Annotated in this window: 16 protein-coding genes; 9 read left to right on the forward strand and 7 right to left on the reverse strand. The window is 42.6% G+C overall.

The window, feature by feature from the left end:
• Positions 1–144: 144 nt before the first annotated feature.
• From DK924_RS06605 to DK924_RS06635, 7 genes are all read right to left on the reverse strand, one after another.
• Entirely contained in the window at positions 145–915 is a 771-nt protein-coding gene (locus DK924_RS06605) for an SDR family oxidoreductase (RefSeq protein ID WP_008114682.1), read from the reverse strand.
• A gap of 9 nt (positions 916–924) precedes the next feature.
• Positions 925–1824 carry a 3-hydroxyisobutyrate dehydrogenase gene (gene mmsB, locus DK924_RS06610; protein WP_109874895.1) on the reverse strand — a complete coding sequence of 300 codons (900 nt, stop codon included), beginning with the start codon at positions 1822–1824 and terminating at the stop codon, positions 925–927.
• Between the two features lie 4 nt (positions 1825–1828).
• The gene (locus DK924_RS06615) at positions 1829–2986 is read right to left on the reverse strand and encodes an enoyl-CoA hydratase/isomerase family protein (protein ID WP_109874662.1); all 1158 of its coding nucleotides are present in this window, start codon (positions 2984–2986) and stop codon (positions 1829–1831) included.
• Entirely contained in the window at positions 2986–3765 is a 780-nt protein-coding gene (locus DK924_RS06620) for an enoyl-CoA hydratase (RefSeq protein WP_036982737.1), read from the reverse strand. The genes DK924_RS06615 and DK924_RS06620 overlap by 1 nt, the downstream gene beginning before the upstream one ends.
• A gap of 10 nt (positions 3766–3775) precedes the next feature.
• Positions 3776–4933 (reverse strand): acyl-CoA dehydrogenase family protein, encoded by a 1158-nt coding sequence (locus DK924_RS06625; RefSeq protein ID WP_109874663.1) that lies wholly within the window; start codon positions 4931–4933, stop codon positions 3776–3778.
• Between the two features lie 119 nt (positions 4934–5052).
• A complete protein-coding gene (locus DK924_RS06630) occupies positions 5053–6543 on the reverse strand; it encodes a CoA-acylating methylmalonate-semialdehyde dehydrogenase (protein ID WP_010389954.1) in 1491 nt (496 codons plus the stop codon).
• Between the two features lie 72 nt (positions 6544–6615).
• Positions 6616–7797 (reverse strand): thiolase family protein, encoded by a 1182-nt coding sequence (locus DK924_RS06635; protein WP_109874664.1) that lies wholly within the window; start codon positions 7795–7797, stop codon positions 6616–6618.
• Positions 7798–8126: 329 nt separating this feature from the next.
• Here DK924_RS06635 and DK924_RS06640 point away from each other — a divergent pair, with 329 nt between their 5' ends.
• The 9 genes from DK924_RS06640 (at position 8127) to DK924_RS06680 (ending at position 17589) form a co-directional block, all read left to right on the forward strand.
• Positions 8127–8561, forward strand: a complete 435-nt coding sequence (locus tag DK924_RS06640) for a MerR family DNA-binding transcriptional regulator (RefSeq protein WP_008114692.1) — start codon at positions 8127–8129, stop codon at positions 8559–8561.
• A 35-nt stretch (positions 8562–8596) separates the two neighbouring features.
• Entirely contained in the window at positions 8597–9772 is a 1176-nt protein-coding gene (locus tag DK924_RS06645; protein WP_008114693.1) for an isovaleryl-CoA dehydrogenase, read from the forward strand.
• Between the two features lie 9 nt (positions 9773–9781).
• Positions 9782–11389, forward strand: a complete 1608-nt coding sequence (locus tag DK924_RS06650) for a carboxyl transferase domain-containing protein (RefSeq protein ID WP_109874665.1) — start codon at positions 9782–9784, stop codon at positions 11387–11389.
• Positions 11390–11401: 12 nt separating this feature from the next.
• A complete protein-coding gene (locus DK924_RS06655) occupies positions 11402–12172 on the forward strand; it encodes an enoyl-CoA hydratase/isomerase family protein (RefSeq protein ID WP_010389950.1) in 771 nt (256 codons plus the stop codon).
• An 8-nt stretch (positions 12173–12180) separates the two neighbouring features.
• The gene (locus tag DK924_RS06660) at positions 12181–14163 is read left to right on the forward strand and encodes an acetyl/propionyl/methylcrotonyl-CoA carboxylase subunit alpha (protein ID WP_109874666.1); all 1983 of its coding nucleotides are present in this window, start codon (positions 12181–12183) and stop codon (positions 14161–14163) included.
• 1 nt (position 14164) lies between these two features.
• On the forward strand, positions 14165–15064 hold the full coding sequence (locus DK924_RS06665) for a hydroxymethylglutaryl-CoA lyase (RefSeq protein WP_109874667.1): 900 nt from the start codon (positions 14165–14167) through the stop codon (positions 15062–15064).
• A 28-nt stretch (positions 15065–15092) separates the two neighbouring features.
• Positions 15093–15791 (forward strand): CoA transferase subunit A, encoded by a 699-nt coding sequence (locus tag DK924_RS06670; protein ID WP_008114703.1) that lies wholly within the window; start codon positions 15093–15095, stop codon positions 15789–15791.
• 15 nt (positions 15792–15806) lie between these two features.
• A complete protein-coding gene (locus DK924_RS06675; protein ID WP_008114705.1) occupies positions 15807–16463 on the forward strand; it encodes a 3-oxoacid CoA-transferase subunit B in 657 nt (218 codons plus the stop codon).
• Positions 16464–16710: 247 nt separating this feature from the next.
• Positions 16711–17589 (forward strand): LysR family transcriptional regulator, encoded by an 879-nt coding sequence (locus DK924_RS06680; RefSeq protein WP_010389946.1) that lies wholly within the window; start codon positions 16711–16713, stop codon positions 17587–17589.
• Positions 17590–17706: the final 117 nt, after the last annotated feature.

The raw sequence follows: 17706 nt of genomic DNA on the forward strand, positions 1-17706 counted from the left end.
GTGGTATGCGATTAATGGCGGTACTACGTTTACGGATACATCAGCCCTTTTTCAAGATTATAAATGTCCGACTTTAAAAAAAAGCACAACCCAAAGGGCTGTGCTTTTTAATAAACTAACACTCATACGTTTATAAAGATTAGTTTACAAACGAATACCGCCGTCTATCTCTACTACACGGCCAGTAAAAAAGTCGTTTTCGATAATATACTGAGCAGTATGGGCTATTTCAGCGGTTTCACCTAAGCGCCCTACTGGTGTTACTGCTAGCATGCGCTGTTTAGCTTCTGGCTTCATTACATCTGTCATCGCGGTGCTAATAACACCCGGTGCAATGGCGCCAACGCGTATACCAAAACGGCCAAGCTCTTTAGCCCATGTAGTGGTTAATGCCACAACACCCGCTTTTGAGGCGGCATAGTTAGTTTGGCCAATATTACCCGCACGCGCTACGCTCGACATGTTTACAATTACGCCGCCTTTGCCTGATTCAATCATGTGGCTAGCCGCTTCGCGCCCTGCCAAAAATACACCTGTTAGGTTAACGTCAATTACTGATTGAAATTGATCAAGCGACATTTTTTTAACCACTTTGCCGTCTTTGGCTTTTATAAACATACCATCGCGTAAAATGCCGGCGTTATTAATTAATACCCCAATATGGCCAAAGTCACTGTTAATGGTATTAAATACGTCTTCAACTTCGCTCTCTACCGTTACATTAGCGCTGTAGCCTTTAATAGTGCCTGTTACGCCTGCTAATGCAGATAGCTGCTCGGTTGCTTCATTTAACTGTGCTTGTGCCATATCAATTAAGGCAATATTAGCGCCCATTAAGGCAAACTTTTGCGCCATTGCAAAACCTAAGCCTTGTGCGCCACCGGTAATAACTACGGTATTATTTTTTATTTCCACGATACTTTCCTACTTCGAAAACAATTTAAAAATGGCACTAAAATCATCACTGCCTGCACCTTGGTGCTGAATCATAGTGTATAAATTTTTAGCCATTGAGCCCATTGGCGTCAGTGAATTACTCTGCTGAGCCGCTTCCATAGCAAGGCCTAAGTCTTTAGCCATTAAATCGACCATAAAGCCAGGTTTATAGTCGTTACTAGCTGGTGCGGTTTCCATAACACCTGGGCAGGGGTTATAAAGTTCTAACGTCCAGTTACGACCCGAGCTTGCGCTCATTATGTCGCTTAGTACTTTTGCGTCGAGGCCGTTATTAATTCCCATTTGAATGGCTTCACTGGTGCCTGCCATTAAAATACTCAACAGCATATTGTTACATATTTTAGCAACTTGCCCTGCACCAATATCACCGGCATGGAATATGTTTTTACCCATATCGACTAATACAGTATTGGCTTTATCGAATGCAGTTTGCTCACCACCCACAATAAACGTAAGCGTACCCGCTGTTGCCCCTGCTACACCACCCGATACCGGGGCATCAACAAACGCAATACCTTGCTCGCTTAGGGCATGGCCTACATCACGAGCCGATTGTGCATCTATGGTTGAACAATCAATCACTAACGTGCTTTTACTTAGTACTTTAATTAAACCCGATTGCTCGTCTGTGCCTAAATAAAGTGATTTAACATGTTTGCTTGCCGGTAGCATGCTAATTAGCACATCAGCCTCGTGCGCACATTCACTTGCGCTTTGCGTCGCACTAGCCCCATGATTCACAAGCTCTTTAACGGCCTCTGCACTTAAGTCAAAAACGCGCACACTGTGGCCTGCTTTAACTAAGTTTGCTGCCATTGGGCCGCCCATGTTTCCTAAACCAATAAATCCTATATTAAGTTTACTCATCGCTTTACCCATGTAAATTTAGTTGTGAAAAGTACGGCTCTAGCGGATGTTTCTCGCCAAAGCGATTTGCAAAAAAGCTCTCTACTACTTCGCTTGGCACATTAGCTAAGGTTTTAAACTGCCACTGTGGCGTACCGTCTTTATCGATTAGTAAGGCACGTACACCTTCTTGAAACTCGCCCACTTCGCCAGCACGAACCGACATGCCCAATTCCATTTTAAAACAGTCAGCTAAGTTTTTGCCTTTGCTATGTTTAAGCTGCTCACTCACTAAAGCACAACTTAATGGACAACCATGCGCCAACGATTTTTGAGCGTGTTGTAGCCATTTGTCATCTGTGGTTAGGTTTAAAATGTAATCGACCTGCTGCTGTAACGTGTCAAAGTCGCCTAACTTTTGAATTAGCGATAAGTTAGCTTTTAAATTGCCTTTAGGCATACGGCTAGAGTTGTTATCTAACTCAATTAGCAAGTTACTTAGCTTGTCGTGGTTTAAACTTGCTGTTTTACCCCATTTAGTATTGAGTAACGCTTCAACAAGCTCTGGGTATTTATCAGCATTTACAAAGTGATCGGCAAGCGATACAAGCTTAGCGTCTTCACAATTTATAGATGCCGAGGTCAGCCCTAAAAACAAACCAACATGGGCGGGCATTTTATGTAAAAAATAACTGCCGCCTACATCAGGGTAAAGCCCAATGGTTTGCTCAGGCATGGCAATGCGTGATGTTTCGGTAACCACACGGTGACTGGCACCGGCCATTAAACCTAAACCGCCGCCCATTACAATACCGTTACCCCACACTAAAATGGGTTTGTTGTAGCAGTGAATTAGGTAATCGAGCTGATACTCTTGAGTAAAAAACTCTTCAACCAGTGAGCTCGGTTTACCCTCACTCATTGCTTTGTGTAAGCTCACTACATCGCCACCGGCACAAAATGCTTTTTCACCTGCGCCTTTAAGAACCACTAATGCAATGTTATCGTCTTTGTCCCATTGCTGTAGTTGTGGCTCGAGCAAGCTGATCATCTCAAAATTTAACGCGTTTAATGACTTAGGCGCGTTAAGCGTAGCAAAACCAATGAGTCGGCCATTGTCTGTGGTTGCCGTTTCAAATACCACGGCAGCATCAGCTGAATTTAAACGGGTTAATTCACTCATTAGCCATTCACCCAATTAGCTTTGCGTTTTTCTAAAAAGGCGTTCACGCCCTCTTGCTGATCTTCGGTATCAAATAAACCAACAAACAGCTCTCGCTCCAGTGGCAATGCATTCGCCATTGGCTGATGACGCCCTTTTTGAATCAATGTTTTACATGCAGCAACCGACGATGGGCTTTGCTCTGCCACTTGGTTAGCTAGTTTTAGTGCTGCTGCAAAGCTTTCACCTTGTGCAACCACTTCTTCCACTAAGCCAATTTGTAGGGCTTTATCGGCTTTTAAGCGCTCACCGCATAAAATCATGCGTTTTGCCCAGCCTTCACCAACGAGCCATGCTAAGTTTTGCGTTCCACCAGCACAGGGTAATAAACCCACTTTTGCTTCAGGCAATGCCATTTGTGCTTGCTCTTCTGCAATACGAATGTCGCAAGCAAGCGCTACTTCAAGCCCGCCACCCATTGCATAGCCATTAATGGCTGCAACCGACACGCCTCTAAAATTAGTTAGCGCTTCAAAGGCTTCACCAAATACACATGACATATCTGCAGCGACACCTTTATCGCCACTGGCAAATACATTGAGGTCAGCACCGGCGCTAAAAAACTTCTCGCCTTCACCAGTCAGTACTAATGCATAAATATTTTTATTGGTGTTGAGCTGATTAACTGTGTCTTTAAGCGCCACTAAGGTGTCTTTCGTCCAGGTATTCGCTGGCGGATTCGACATAGTTAAAATAGCAACATGACCTTCAATTGTTAATTCAATGCTAGGATTTGACATACTAATCTCCTTATAAAACTTCGCTGGCTGATTCGGCTAAGATACGACGTGCAATAATCACGCGCATAATTTCGTTAGTGCCTTCTAGAATTTGATGAACACGTACATCGCGTACGTGGCGTTCAAGTGGGTACTCTTTAATGTAACCGTAGCCACCATGAATTTGCAGCGCATCGTTACACACAGTAAAACCAACATCGGTTGCAAAGCGTTTAGCCATAGCACAATAAGTGGTTTTTTCGCTGTCGTTAGTATCAAGTTTAAACGCAGCGAGTCGAACCATTTGGCGCGCTGCTACAAGCTCGGTATTCATATCGGCAATTTTAAATTGTAGCGCTTGAAATGCTGCCAATGGCTTACCAAATTGGGTACGCTCTTTTAAATACTCACGTGCGGTATTAAGTGCCGCTTGTGCAGTACCAATAGAACAAGTGGCAATATTAATACGGCCGCCATCTAAGCCTTGCATGGCAAACTTAAAGCCTTCGCCTTCTTGACCTAATAAGTTTGCAGCCGGAATTCGTACATCTTCAAAACTAATTAAGCGTGTTGGTTGTGCGTTCCAACCCATTTTTTCTTCTGCTTTGCCGTACTCAATACCTTTGGCATCTGCTGGTACAACAAACGCTGAGATTCCACTTGGGCCATCTGCCCCTGTACGTGCCATTACAACTAAAATTTCTGTTTCACCGGCGCCTGAAATAAACATTTTTGAGCCGTTAATAACATACTCATCACCATCAAGAACTGCTTTAGTTTTTAATGACGCAGCATCAGAGCCAGAGCCTGGCTCAGTTAAACAGTAAGAGGCTAACAATTCGCCCATTACCAATTGCTCAACGTATTTGTCTTTTACTGCATCGGTGCCAAAGCTTGCGATCATCCAGGTTGCCATATTATGAATGGTCAGCATAGCCGTAGTTGCTGTACAACCCAGTGCAAGTTGCTCAAAAATAATGCTTGAATCTAAACGAGATAAACCTAAGCCACCGGCTTCTTCTGGTGTGTATAAGCCACAAAAACCAAGCTCACCAGCGGCTTTAATTGTGTCTTTTGGGAAAATATGTTCGCGATCCCACTTAGCTGCATGTGGTGCTAGTTCAGATTCTGCGAATTGGCGCGCCGTTTGCGCAAAAGCTTGTTGATCTTCAGATAAGTTAAAGTCCATGGTAGACCTCTTGTTGTGTTTTGTTTGTTGTCAGTGCATCCCACAAAGGGAGTTATTAGTGAGGAGCGACAACATTGTGTGTTGTGCCCCTCTTTTTTATTGATTATGCGGTTAAAATGTTACTTAAGATTAATACTCATATTTGGGCCTGAAGCGATATCATCTTCAAACCAGCGTGAGGTAATGGTTTTAGTTTCTGTGTAAAAACGAATACCTTGTTTACCATACGTGTGAGTATCGCCGTAGAATGAGCCTTTCCAACCCGTGAACGAGAAAAATGGTAAAGGCACAGGAATTGGCACATTAATACCCACTTGGCCTACTTCAATTTCGTGTTGGAATTTACGTGCAACCGCACCACTTGAGGTAAATAATGAAGTACCGTTGCCGTAAGGGCTTTCGTTAATAAGTGCAATGGCTTCTTCAAGGGTATCAACAAACATACACGCCAATACTGGGCCAAAAATCTCTTCTTTGTACAAGTTCATATCTTTGGTTACATCAGTAAATAACGTAGGACCTACCCAGTTACCTTGCTCGTAACCTTCAACGCTAAAATCAGAGCCATCAATTAAACAGGTAGCGCCTTGTGCTTTACCATCAGCAATCAGTGATAAAATACGTGCTTTTGCAGCAGGTGATGTTTGTGGGCCATAAGCCGCGTCTGCATCATCCCAAACACCTGGGCGTACACCTTCAAAGCCTGCTTTAATTTCATCAACCCAGTCTTTTGCTTGACCAACAAATACCGCCACAGAGATACCCATACAGCGCTGACCTGCCGCACCTACAGAGGCACCCACAAGGTTATTAACAACATGCGATTTACTCGCATCAGGCATAATTACCATGTGGTTTTTAGCGCCAACACACGCTTGAACACGTTTTAAGTTTTGTGTGCCTTTAGAGTAAATATAGGCACCTACACCACATGAACCCACAAATGAAATAGCACGAACAGCTTTGTCTTCTAATAAGCGGTCTACTTGTGGTTTTGTACCGTGTACTACTTGTAATACGCCTTTAGGTGCACCCGCTTCAATAAATAGCTCAGCTAAGCGCATAGGAGTAAGTGGATCTTGCTCAGACGGTTTTAAAATAAAGGTGTTACCACACACAATTGCCAGTGGGAACATCCACAATGGGATCATTGCTGGAAAGTTAAATGGCGTAATACCTGCACATACACCCAGTGGTTGCATGTAAGAATACGTATCAATTTTGCGCGCTACGTTTTCCATGGTTTCACCCATCATTAACGACGGCGCATTAGCAGCTTGTTCAACTACCTCAATACCACGCCACACATCACCTTTTGCATCTTCAAACGTTTTGCCTAGCTCATGACAAATAATAGTGGCTAGTTCATCATGGTTTTCTTTTAATAGCGCCGCGTATTTCATCATAATGCGCGCACGCTCAGTAATAGGCACATCTTTCCATGTTTTAAATGTTTCGCTTGCTGATGCAATCGCCGCATCCATCTCTGCGTCTGTAGCGCATGGCACTTGCGCGAGCACTTCTTGATTAGCTGGGTTTACAACATCAATTAATTCATTTGACGTTGACTGAACGAACTCGCCGTTAATTAGTAAAGGTACTTGGTGCATAATAAATCCTATTGACTCAATTTAATTGCCGCAGCGCTGTGATTGTTATAGTTGCTGCGGCTTTGTTATCAGTTAAAGTGCTTCGACTGCCATAGCAACGGCTTCACCGCCACCTATACACAAAGACGCAACGCCTTTTTTGAGGCCTCGGTTTTTAAGCGCATGAATAAGTGTTACTAAAATACGTGCGCCACTAGCACCAATTGGGTGGCCTAGTGCACACGCTCCACCATTCACGTTTACTTTGCTTTCATCAAGCTTTAATTCGTTAATAGCCAGCATGGTGACCATGGCAAACGCTTCATTAATTTCCCATAAATCAACATCGGCGGTTGTCCAGCCAGCTTTTTCAAGAACGCTGTTCATTGCGCCCACTGGGGCTACGGTAAATTCACTTGGTTTTTGAGAGTGAGTACTGTGAGCAACAATTTTGCAAAGTGGTGTTAAACCCTCAGCTTTTGCTTTTGATTCGCTCATTAGTATTAGCGCAGCACCACCATCTGAAATAGACGATGAATTAGCGGCAGTAATAGTGCCGTCTTTTTTAAATGCAGCTCTTAAGCTTGGAATTTTTTCAGGGCGTGCGTTGCCAGGTTGCTCATCAATTGAAACAGTGACATCGCCTTTACGCGTTTTAATAGTGTGCGGAGTAATTTCGCTATCAAACCACCCATTGTCTATGGCTGCGTTTGCTTTACTTAATGAACCCAGTGCAAACGTATCCATTTGCTCACGACCAATACCATATTCATCGGCTGTGTCTTGAGCAAAGCATCCCATTGCTTTATTGTCGTAGGCGTCTTCTAGGCCATCACTCATCATGTGATCTTTAATTTCGCCATGTCCCATACGCATACCGCCACGGGCTTTAGGAATAAAGTAAGGTGCATTGGTCATGCTTTCCATACCACCAGCGATTGCTGATTCAATAGAACCTGCTTTAATAAGGTCATTCGCTAACATCGCTGCTTTTAATCCAGAGCCACATACTTTATTAATAGTGGTAGCGCCGGTGCTTAGTGCAAGCCCCGCTTTAAGCATTGCTTGACGCGCAGGTGCTTGGCCTAAACCGGCTGGTAATACGCAGCCCATAATAACTTCATCAATTGCATCATTGCTTAAACCCGTTTGAGCAAGTGCGCCTGCAATGGCCGTAGCACCTAATTCGGTAGACTGCGCATCACTTAGTGCGCCCATAAATCCACCCATTGGGGTGCGTTTTGCTGCTACAATTACAACGCTTTCGAAAGACATAAAAGGCTCCATTTTCAATTAACGCAAACATGTTTTATTATGTTTAGCTTAATGTTTAAACTAATCTGATAAATACGAGCATACATAAAATTTACGTTTACGCCAACGTAAATCTAAAATCAACTTTCTAATTAGTGTAAAAACTGTAAAGTTAGCTTGCTAAAAATTTATTACATACTGTCTAACTGGCTTATAACGTTTATAAACACTCAACTTCTGCTGCATTTCCGCTTTTATTTTATACGTCTAAAGTATAACAACCAGATCGCACTTTACCTTTACGTAAACTTCACTTATATTGAGGTTATTCGAATGAGGTAAACATTACAATGAAATCAGATAATCAAACAAACTTTGCAAATTCAGCCAACGAGCCGGCTAAAAACGAACAAACTTTTAGCATTAGTGAATTGGCTAAAGAATTTGATATTACTACCCGCTCTATCCGTTTTTACGAAGACCAAGGGTTAATATCGCCAGAGCGCAATGGCCAAACACGCATTTACTCAAAGCGCGACAAGGTTCGCCTAAAGCTAATACTGCGCGGCAAGCGTTTAGGTTTCACTTTAGCTGAAACAGGTCGTTTGTTTGAACTGTATGATGCTGATAAATCAAGTGCAAAACAGTTAGTTACTATGCTTGACCTTATCAGTGAGAAAAAAGCCGATCTTTCACAACAGATGGATGACATTAAAGTGGTTCTTATGGAACTGGTCACCGCTGAACGTCGCTGTCGCGACACGCTTAGCAAAATAGATGAATAAAATATAACAACGTCATCAACACACAGGAATTAATCATGAGCACTATTTCACTATATAAAGAAATGAACTTTGGCCTTGGCGAAACTGCAGATATGATCCGCAGTCACGTAAACAGCTTTGCCAGTCAAGAAATTGCCCCACTAGCTGAAAAAACTGACCTTGATAATGCGTTCCCCAATGAACTTTGGCCGCAAATGGGTGAAATGGGCGTGCTTGGCATGACCGTGGATGAAGAATTTGGTGGTGCTGGCTTAGGTTATTTAGAGCACGTTATTGCCATGGAAGAAATTAGCCGTGCAAGTGCCTCTATTGGTTTAAGTTACGGTGCGCATTCAAACCTGTGTGTTAATCAAATAAACCGTAATGGTTCACAAGCACAAAAAGAAAAATACTTACCTAAACTAATTAGTGGCGAGCACATTGGTGCGCTGGCTATGAGTGAGCCTAATGCGGGCTCTGATGTTGTTTCTATGAAACTCAAAGCAGAGAAAAAAGGCGATAAGTACATTTTAAACGGTAATAAAATGTGGATCACTAATGGCCCTGACGCAGATACACTGGTTATTTATGCAAAAACAGATTTAAACGCCGGCGCTAAAGGAATTACAGCCTTTATTGTAGAAAAAACTTTCCCTGGTTTTTCAACCGCACAAAAGCTCGACAAACTCGGCATGCGTGGCTCAAATACCTGTGAATTGGTATTTGAAAACTGTGAAGTACCTGAAGAAAATATTTTAGGTAACTTAAACGAAGGCGTTAAGGTACTTATGAGTGGCCTTGATTATGAGCGTGTTGTTTTAGCGGCTGGCCCACTTGGCATAATGCAAGCGTGTATGGATATTGTGGTGCCTTACATCCATGAGCGTAAGCAATTTGACAGCCCTATTGGTCAATTTCAGTTAATACAAGGCAAAATTGCTGATATGTATACACAAATGAACGCAGCTCGCTCATATGTATACACAGTAGCAAAAGCATGTGATCGCGGCGAAACCACCCGTAAAGACGCTGCTGGCGCAATTTTATATGCTGCTGAGCTTGCAACTAAAATGGCATTAGACGCAATTCAAATTTTAGGCGGTAATGGTTATATAAATGAATACGCAACAGGTCGTTTACTGCGTGATGCGAAATTGTATGAAATTGGTGCAGGCACCTCAGAAATACGCCGTATGTTAATTGGTCGCGAATTATTCACTGAAAGCCGCTAAGGATTAGTTATGACGATTTTAAAATCGAGCGTTAATCCGCATGATCCAAATTTTGTGCAAAATCACAACAACATGTCGGCGCTAGTGGATGATTTACGCAGTAAAGCAGCAACAATACGTTTAGGCGGTGGTGCTGCTTTAAAAGAGCGCCATGAAGGCCGTGGTAAATTGTTTGTCCGCGACCGTATTACCACTTTGCTAGATGAAGGCTCGCCATTTTTAGAAATATCGCAATTTGCTGCCTTTGGCGTTTATGAACAAGATATTCCTTGTGCCGGTGTGGTTGCAGGTATTGGTCGCGTTAAAGGCGTCGAATGTATGGTGATTGCTAATGATGCGACAGTAAAAGGCGGCACCTATTTCCCGCTGACTGTTAAAAAGCATTTACGCGCTCAAGACATCGCCGAACGTTGTCATTTACCGTGTATTTATTTAGTTGACTCAGGTGGCGCAAACTTACCTGAGCAAGACGACGTATTCCCTGACAAACTGCATTTTGGTCGTATTTTTTATAATCAAGCGCGTATGTCGGGTAAAGGCATTCCACAAATTGCTGTGGTTATGGGGTTATGTACTGCAGGTGGTGCGTATGTTCCTGCTATGGCCGATGAAAGTATTATTGTAAAAGAACAAGGCACTATCTTTTTAGCTGGTCCGCCGCTGGTAAAAGCTGCCACCGGTGAAGTAGTTACTGCAGAAGAGCTTGGTGGCGCCGATGTACACTGTAAAACATCAGGTGTGGCCGATCATTACGCAGAAAACGATGCTCATGCGTTGTCGATTGCTCGCCAATGTATTGAACGGATTAACTATTCGCGCCCTACCTCACCATTACTAGAAGAAGTAAAAGCCCCTCGTTATGATATTAACGAACTTTACGGCATTGTCGGTACTGATCTTAAAAAGCCATTTGATGTCCGTGAGGTCATTGCACGTACTGTCGATGACTCATCGTTTGATGAATTTAAACGCTACTTTGGTGAAACACTGGTAACAGGTTTTGCCAGCATTTATGGTCATCCCGTAGGCATAGTGGCCAACAACGGTATTTTATTTAGTGAGTCAGCGCAAAAAGGCGCACACTTTATTCAATTATGCGCTCAGCGCAACATTCCACTGGTATTTTTACAAAACATCACTGGCTTTATGGTCGGTAAAAAATACGAGTCTGAAGGCATTGCTAAACACGGCGCTAAAATGGTGATGGCGGTATCGTGTGCCGATGTACCCAAATTTACTATTTTAATCGGTGGCTCATACGGTGCAGGTAACTATGGTATGTGTGGTCGAGCGTTTGAACCGACCATGATGTGGATGTGGCCAAATGCCCGTATTTCAGTTATGGGTGGTGAACAAGCCGCTGGTGTGATGGCGCAAGTAAAACAAGATGGTTTAGCCCGCAAAGGCGAAAGCATGAGCGAACAACAAATTAACGATTTTAAAAAGCCGATCATCGATCAATACGAACAGCAAGGTCACCCATATTATGCCAGCGCCCGTTTATGGGATGATGGCATTATCGACCCGGTCGATACACGCAATGTTCTTGGGCTTGCACTTAGCGCAGCTAAAAATGCTCCTGAGCGTGAATCAAAATTTGGCGTATTTAGAATGTAATGGGAGCTTAAAATGTCAGTAACACTACAAATAACAAAATCTAATGTGGCTGTACTTGTTTTAAGTCGCCCAGAAAAACGCAATGCCTTTAATAGCGACGTTATCCATGAGCTTATTCAATGTATTGAACATGCTAATACGCTCGATATTCGTGCCCTTGTATTAAAAACTGAGGGTAAACACTTTTCAGCCGGTGCCGATTTAGCCTGGATGAAATCGATGGCAGATAACAACTATAACGATAATTTGGCCGATTCGATGCAGCTGGCTAAGCTAATGCAAGTTTTAGCACAAAGCCCACACCCTACTATTTGTGCGGTACAAGGCGCAGCATTTGGTGGCGCATTGGGCTTAATTGCTTGCTGTGATATTGCGCTCAGTAAAGACGACGCTCAATTTTGTTTAAGTGAAGTTAAATTAGGTTTAATTCCTGCTGTTATAAGCCCTTATGTAATTAAAGCCATTGGTGAGCGCGCTGCTCGTCGTTACTTCTTAACGGCTGAAGTATTTGATGCGCATACGGCTAAACAGCTGGGGCTAGTTCACCAAATTACAGGGAATTTAGACTGTGCACTGGATAACCTATTACAAACGCTGATAGATAATGGCCCGGTAGCGGTTAAAGCAGCTAAAGCGCTTATTAATGATGTGGCAAACAAAGAAATCGATAACGAAATAATTGCGCTCACTGCAGAACGTATAGCCAAAATTCGTGTATCAGACGAAGGTCAAGAAGGTCTAACTGCCTTTTTTGAAAAACGCCCTCCCCAATGGCAACTCTAGGACGCATTATGAACACAGTACACTTACAAAAAATTCTGATTGCTAATCGCGGAGAGATTGCTTGTCGTATTATGCGAACAGCAAAGCAAATGGGCTTGACCACGGTTGCGGTTTATTCAGATGCAGATAAAAACGCTCAACATGTAAAAATGGCTGATGAAGCCTATCATATTGGTGCAGCGCCGAGTAAAGACTCATACCTAGTTGCAGATAAAATACTTAACGTTGCCAAAATGAGTGGCGCCGATTGTATTCACCCTGGTTATGGATTTTTATCTGAAAACAGCGAATTTGCTAATGTTTGTGAAGCCAATAACATTGCCTTTATTGGGCCGCCAGCAAGTAGCATAGAAGCTATGGGCTCTAAAACCCGTGCAAAAGAAATTATGGCAGCCGCTAATGTTCCTTTGGTGCCAGGTTATTATGGCGATAAACAAGACCCTAGCTTTTTACAAGCTGAGGCTGAAAAAATTGGCTACCCTGTGCTTATCAAAGCGGCCTTTGGTGGCGGTGGTAAGGGCATGCGTATAGTTTCAAAAGCCAGTGAGTTTATAAGCGCATTAGAAGGTGCTAAACGTGAAGCTATTGCCGGTTTTGGTAATGATCTGGTTTTGCTTGAGCGTTATGTTGACCAACCTCGCCATGTTGAAGTGCAAGTATTTGCTGATAACTATGGCAACTGTGTGTATTTAGGTGATCGTGATTGTTCATTGCAGCGTCGACATCAAAAAGTGATTGAAGAAGCGCCTGCCCCCGGTTTATCAGACTCATTGCGAAAAGAAATGGGCGAAGCCGCGGTAAGATGTGCCCTAGCAATTGACTACCGAGGCGCTGGCACTGTGGAATTTTTACTCTGTGGTGATGAGTTCTTTTTTATGGAAATGAATACTCGCTTGCAAGTAGAGCACCCAGTAAGTGAAATGGTCACAGGCGTTGATTTAGTTAATTGGCAAATTAATGTAGCCAGTGGTTTAGCGTTACCTTTAGCGCAAGCAGATATTCAGCTACAAGGACACAGCTTTGAAGCACGTATTTATGCTGAAGATCCAAGTAATGACTTTATTCCGTGCTCTGGCACTATTGAGGCACTATATACGCCCGCTAACAGTGAATATGTACGTATTGATACTGGTATTGCCCAAGGTGATGAAATAAGCCCGTATTACGATCCAATGATTGCCAAACTTATTGTTCATGATGATAACCGCGACCAAGCACTTTCGCGTTTACAACAAGCATTAACACAATTTCATTTAGCCGGATTTAGCACTAATATCAGCTTTTTATATAATTTAGCGATTCATCCACGCTTTAAACAAGGTGCTCCAAGCACCCACTTTATTGCAGAGCAAGGTGAAGCGTTAGTTACTATTGACCCGTCTTTATTACAAACTAGCCGCTTAATTGCAGGTTTTGCGTATTTAGCATCACTTGGTAGTAATACAAGTAGTGCAAATCCATGGCAACAATTACATGGGTTTAGTTTAAATGCGCCGCAACAAGTTAAAATTCCATTTAGCGATACCCCCTTAAACGCAATAAAAACCGCGCAGGGCTATAGCATGACCATTAATGACAACACCTTTGAAGTGCAAGGTGAGTTAACTAATGGCTACTGCAACGTATCGATTAATGGCGCTAAACACACTGCGCATGTTAGCCACGTTGATAATGCCATTACTGTAATGAACCAAGCACTGCAAACTAAGTTTGAATGTGTTGATAAACATTTCATCAGCTCACATGAAAATGAGGCATTACCCCTTGCTGCGCCACTTAATGGTACTGTAGTTAAACACTTGTTAGAGGTGGGAAGCACCATTACTAAAGGCGATGCAGTGGTTATAATTGAAGCAATGAAAATGGAATACACGCTTAATGCCCCACATGATGGCGTATTAAAAAGTTACTGTTTTGCTGAGGGTGAACTGGTAAGCCATGGCGCTTTACTGGCCATAGTTGAAGACACAACTGCAGAGGAACCCGCTTAATATGAGTTCATTATTACCTAAAGCAGTGCGCATTGTTGAAGTGGGCGCCAGAGATGGACTTCAAAATGAAGCCGCTGTAGAAACTGCTGATAAAATAACGCTTATTAACGCACTCGCCGCTGCAGGCATAAAAGACATAGAAGCTGGTGCGTTTGTCTCACCTAAATGGGTGCCACAAATGGCAGACTCTAGTGAAGTAATAAGCGCACTTAATTTACCTGAGGTTAATCTCAGTGCCCTTACCCCTAATTTAAAAGGGGCAGAGGCAGCAGATGCTGTAGGTATTAAAGAATTTGCAATATTTACCGCAGCGAGCGAAGCATTTTGCCAAAAAAATATTAATTGCTCTATTGAGCAAAGTTTGGCGCGTTTTAGTGAAGTTATGGCTTTTGCAAAGGCGCATAACATTCGCGTACGCGGTTATGTAAGTTGTGTGTTAGGTTGCCCGTATGAGGGAGATGTTGACCCTCATACTGTACTGGCTGTTGCTGCTAAACTCTTAAAAATGGGCTGTTATGAAATTAGCCTAGGTGACACCATAGGTGTTGGCACACCCGCTAAAGTAATAGAGCTACTTACATTGCTACTTAAACATATTGAAAAATCTAAACTTGCTGTACATTTTCACGACACATACGGGCAAGCGCTCACAAATATTTACGCTGCTCTAAACCTTGGTATAGCAACGGTTGACAGTGCTGTTGCCGGCCTTGGTGGCTGCCCATATGCCAAAGGCGCGTCAGGAAATGTTGCCACCGAAGATGTTGTATACTTACTGCAAGGACTTGGCATTGAGCATGGAATTGATTTACAAAGGCTTGCTGAGGCAGGTTGGCAAATTACGAGTGCACTGAACAAACAACCTGCTAGCAAGGTTTCTGCAGCATTACACGCACAATAATTAAATAGCACAGAATGAGGAGTGACTCATGGCCGGTTTTGATAAAGTAGTTTCTAGTTATGAAGCTGCAATGGAAGGTTTAAAAGACGGCGATACAATAATAGCCGGTGGTTTTGGCTTATGTGGTATCCCTGAGGGTCTAATTGCCCAAATTAAAAAAATGCAAACTAAAGAATTAACCGTTGTTTCCAATAACTGTGGTGTTGATGACTTTGGTTTAGGGCTGTTACTGCACGACAAGCAAATTAAAAAAGTGGTTGCCTCATACGTTGGCGAAAATGCCTTGTTTGAACAGCAACTACTCAGTGGCGAGATTGATGTAGAGCTTACGCCACAAGGTACTCTTGCTGAAAAAATGCGTGCTGGTGGTGCAGGAATACCTGCTTTTTACACAGCCACAGGTTACGGCACACCGGTTGCTGAGGGTAAAGAAGTAAAAGAGTTTAATGGTCGCCCTTATATTTTAGAAGAGTCAATTACCGGTGAATTCGCTATTGTAAAAGCATGGAAAGCGGATCGCTACGGCAACTTAGTATTTCGTCATACAGCCATGAACTTCAATCCAATGGCGGCTACTGCGGGTAAAATTACCGTTGCAGAAGTAGAGGAAATTGTTGAGCCAGGCGAACTTGAGCCAAGCCAAATACATACGCCAGGAATTTTTGTTAACCGCGTTATAAAAGGTAACTTTGAAAAACGCATTGAACGTGTTACCACACGAGATTAAGCAGGAGCACTAACAATGGCATTATCACGTGAACAAGTCGCAATGCGCGTAGCTCAAGAGTTACAAGATGGGTTTTATGTTAATTTGGGCATTGGTATTCCGACACTCGTCGCAAACTATGTACCCGATGGCATAGAAGTTATGCTACAGTCCGAAAATGGTCTTTTAGGCATGGGCGAATACCCTACTAAGGCTACTGTTGATGCGGATATGATCAACGCGGGTAAAGAAACCGTGACGGCAGCAACAGGTGCAGCTATATTTAATAGTGCAGATAGTTTTGCCATGATACGGGGTGGTCATGTAGACTTAACCGTTCTGGGCGCGTTTGAGGTAGACCAAAACGGTTCTATAGCCTCATGGATGATCCCTAAAAAATTAATTAAAGGCATGGGCGGAGCGATGGATTTAGTCGCAGGTGCAAAAAACATTATTGTTACCATGACCCATGCCAGTAAACACGGCGACTCTAAGTTATTAGAAAGCTGTACGTTACCGCTAACGGGCGTTAACTGTGTTAAAAAAATAGTTACTGATTTAGCCGTTCTAGAAGTAAAAGACGGCGCATTTCATTTACTAGAACGCGCACCAGGCGTATCAGTTGATGAAATTATTAGCAAAACGGCAGGTAAATTGCTTGTTAATGGTGATATTCCTGAGATGGTGTTTTAAACCACTCATAATTTCACCCTGTACCGACCTCATTCCCAGTGCCAATGGCGCTGAGTTACCCAAAATCCCTCGTAAGAGGGATTTTTTTTGTCTATATTTTAGTTTTTGCACTATAGTGACAATTTAACGCACCACTTAGGTGAATTCGACCTAATAAAATAAATAAATTGCTGATATAGTTAGTTTTTATTTTTGGTTTAATTATTGCCTATTACTAGGCGATTGAAATAACTTTATACTGGATACCATGCAAACACCTATTCGCGGCCTTCGCTCTTTTTGTTTTGCCGCAAAAAGCTTAAGTTTTAAACATGCTGCTAAAGAGCTTTACTTAACGCCCTCGGCTGTAAGCCACCAAATTAAACAGCTAGAAGAGCAGCTAGGCATTGATTTATTTCAAAGACAAACTCGCTCTATTAGTTTAACGCCTGCAGGTAAAAACTTTTTTGAAGCAATTTATCCAATTATAAATATGCTAGAGAGCACCATTAATGAATTTAGTCAGTTACAACAAAATGTAAACTTAACCATTACCCTGCCCGAATTTTTTGCCAGTGAATTGTTAATGCCTAAGCTCAGTGAATGGACCAGCGAGCACCCTAATATTAATTTACACATGGATACCCTCAAAACGCGCAAAGAACTAACTCGCCAAAGTGATTTATCTATAATTTTATCTTCAAGTAAACCGCTTGATGGACTGGCTACTGAGTTATTTAATTTAGAATATATTCCAGCGTGTAATAAAAAACTACTTGAACAATGGCAAAACGATCATTGCCAAGCGCTTAATCAAGTGCCGCTTATTGTGCATAAAGCAAGGCCTTGGGCTTGGCATCAGTGGGCAGAAAAAGTTGGGATTGATGACTTTTCACCAACACAAATTATTCAAATAGATAGTATGTTTGGTGTAGCAAGAGCGGCGCAGCAAGGAATGGGGATTGCACTTATTCCTCTGCCAATTAGCCAAAGCTGGCTGGATGAGCAATGGCTCTATAAACTGTTTGAACAACCCCTTACCACCAAAGATAAATACTACTTGGTACAACACGGCTCTAGTACGGCAAACCACCCGCTCGATTTGTTTGCGAAATGGGTAATTAACACCTTCAGACAAACAAAGTGACTATTAATTAAACGCCCTTTTATGGGCGTTTTATTATTTACGACCTTTTTAAAATATTTTTTTCGTGTCTCACGTAAACCTCAAAAAATAAAATATAACCAGCATTATCAAGTACTT

The organism is Pseudoalteromonas sp. meg-B1 (assembly GCF_003173795.1).
Taxonomy (GTDB): domain Bacteria; phylum Pseudomonadota; class Gammaproteobacteria; order Enterobacterales; family Alteromonadaceae; genus Pseudoalteromonas; species Pseudoalteromonas undina.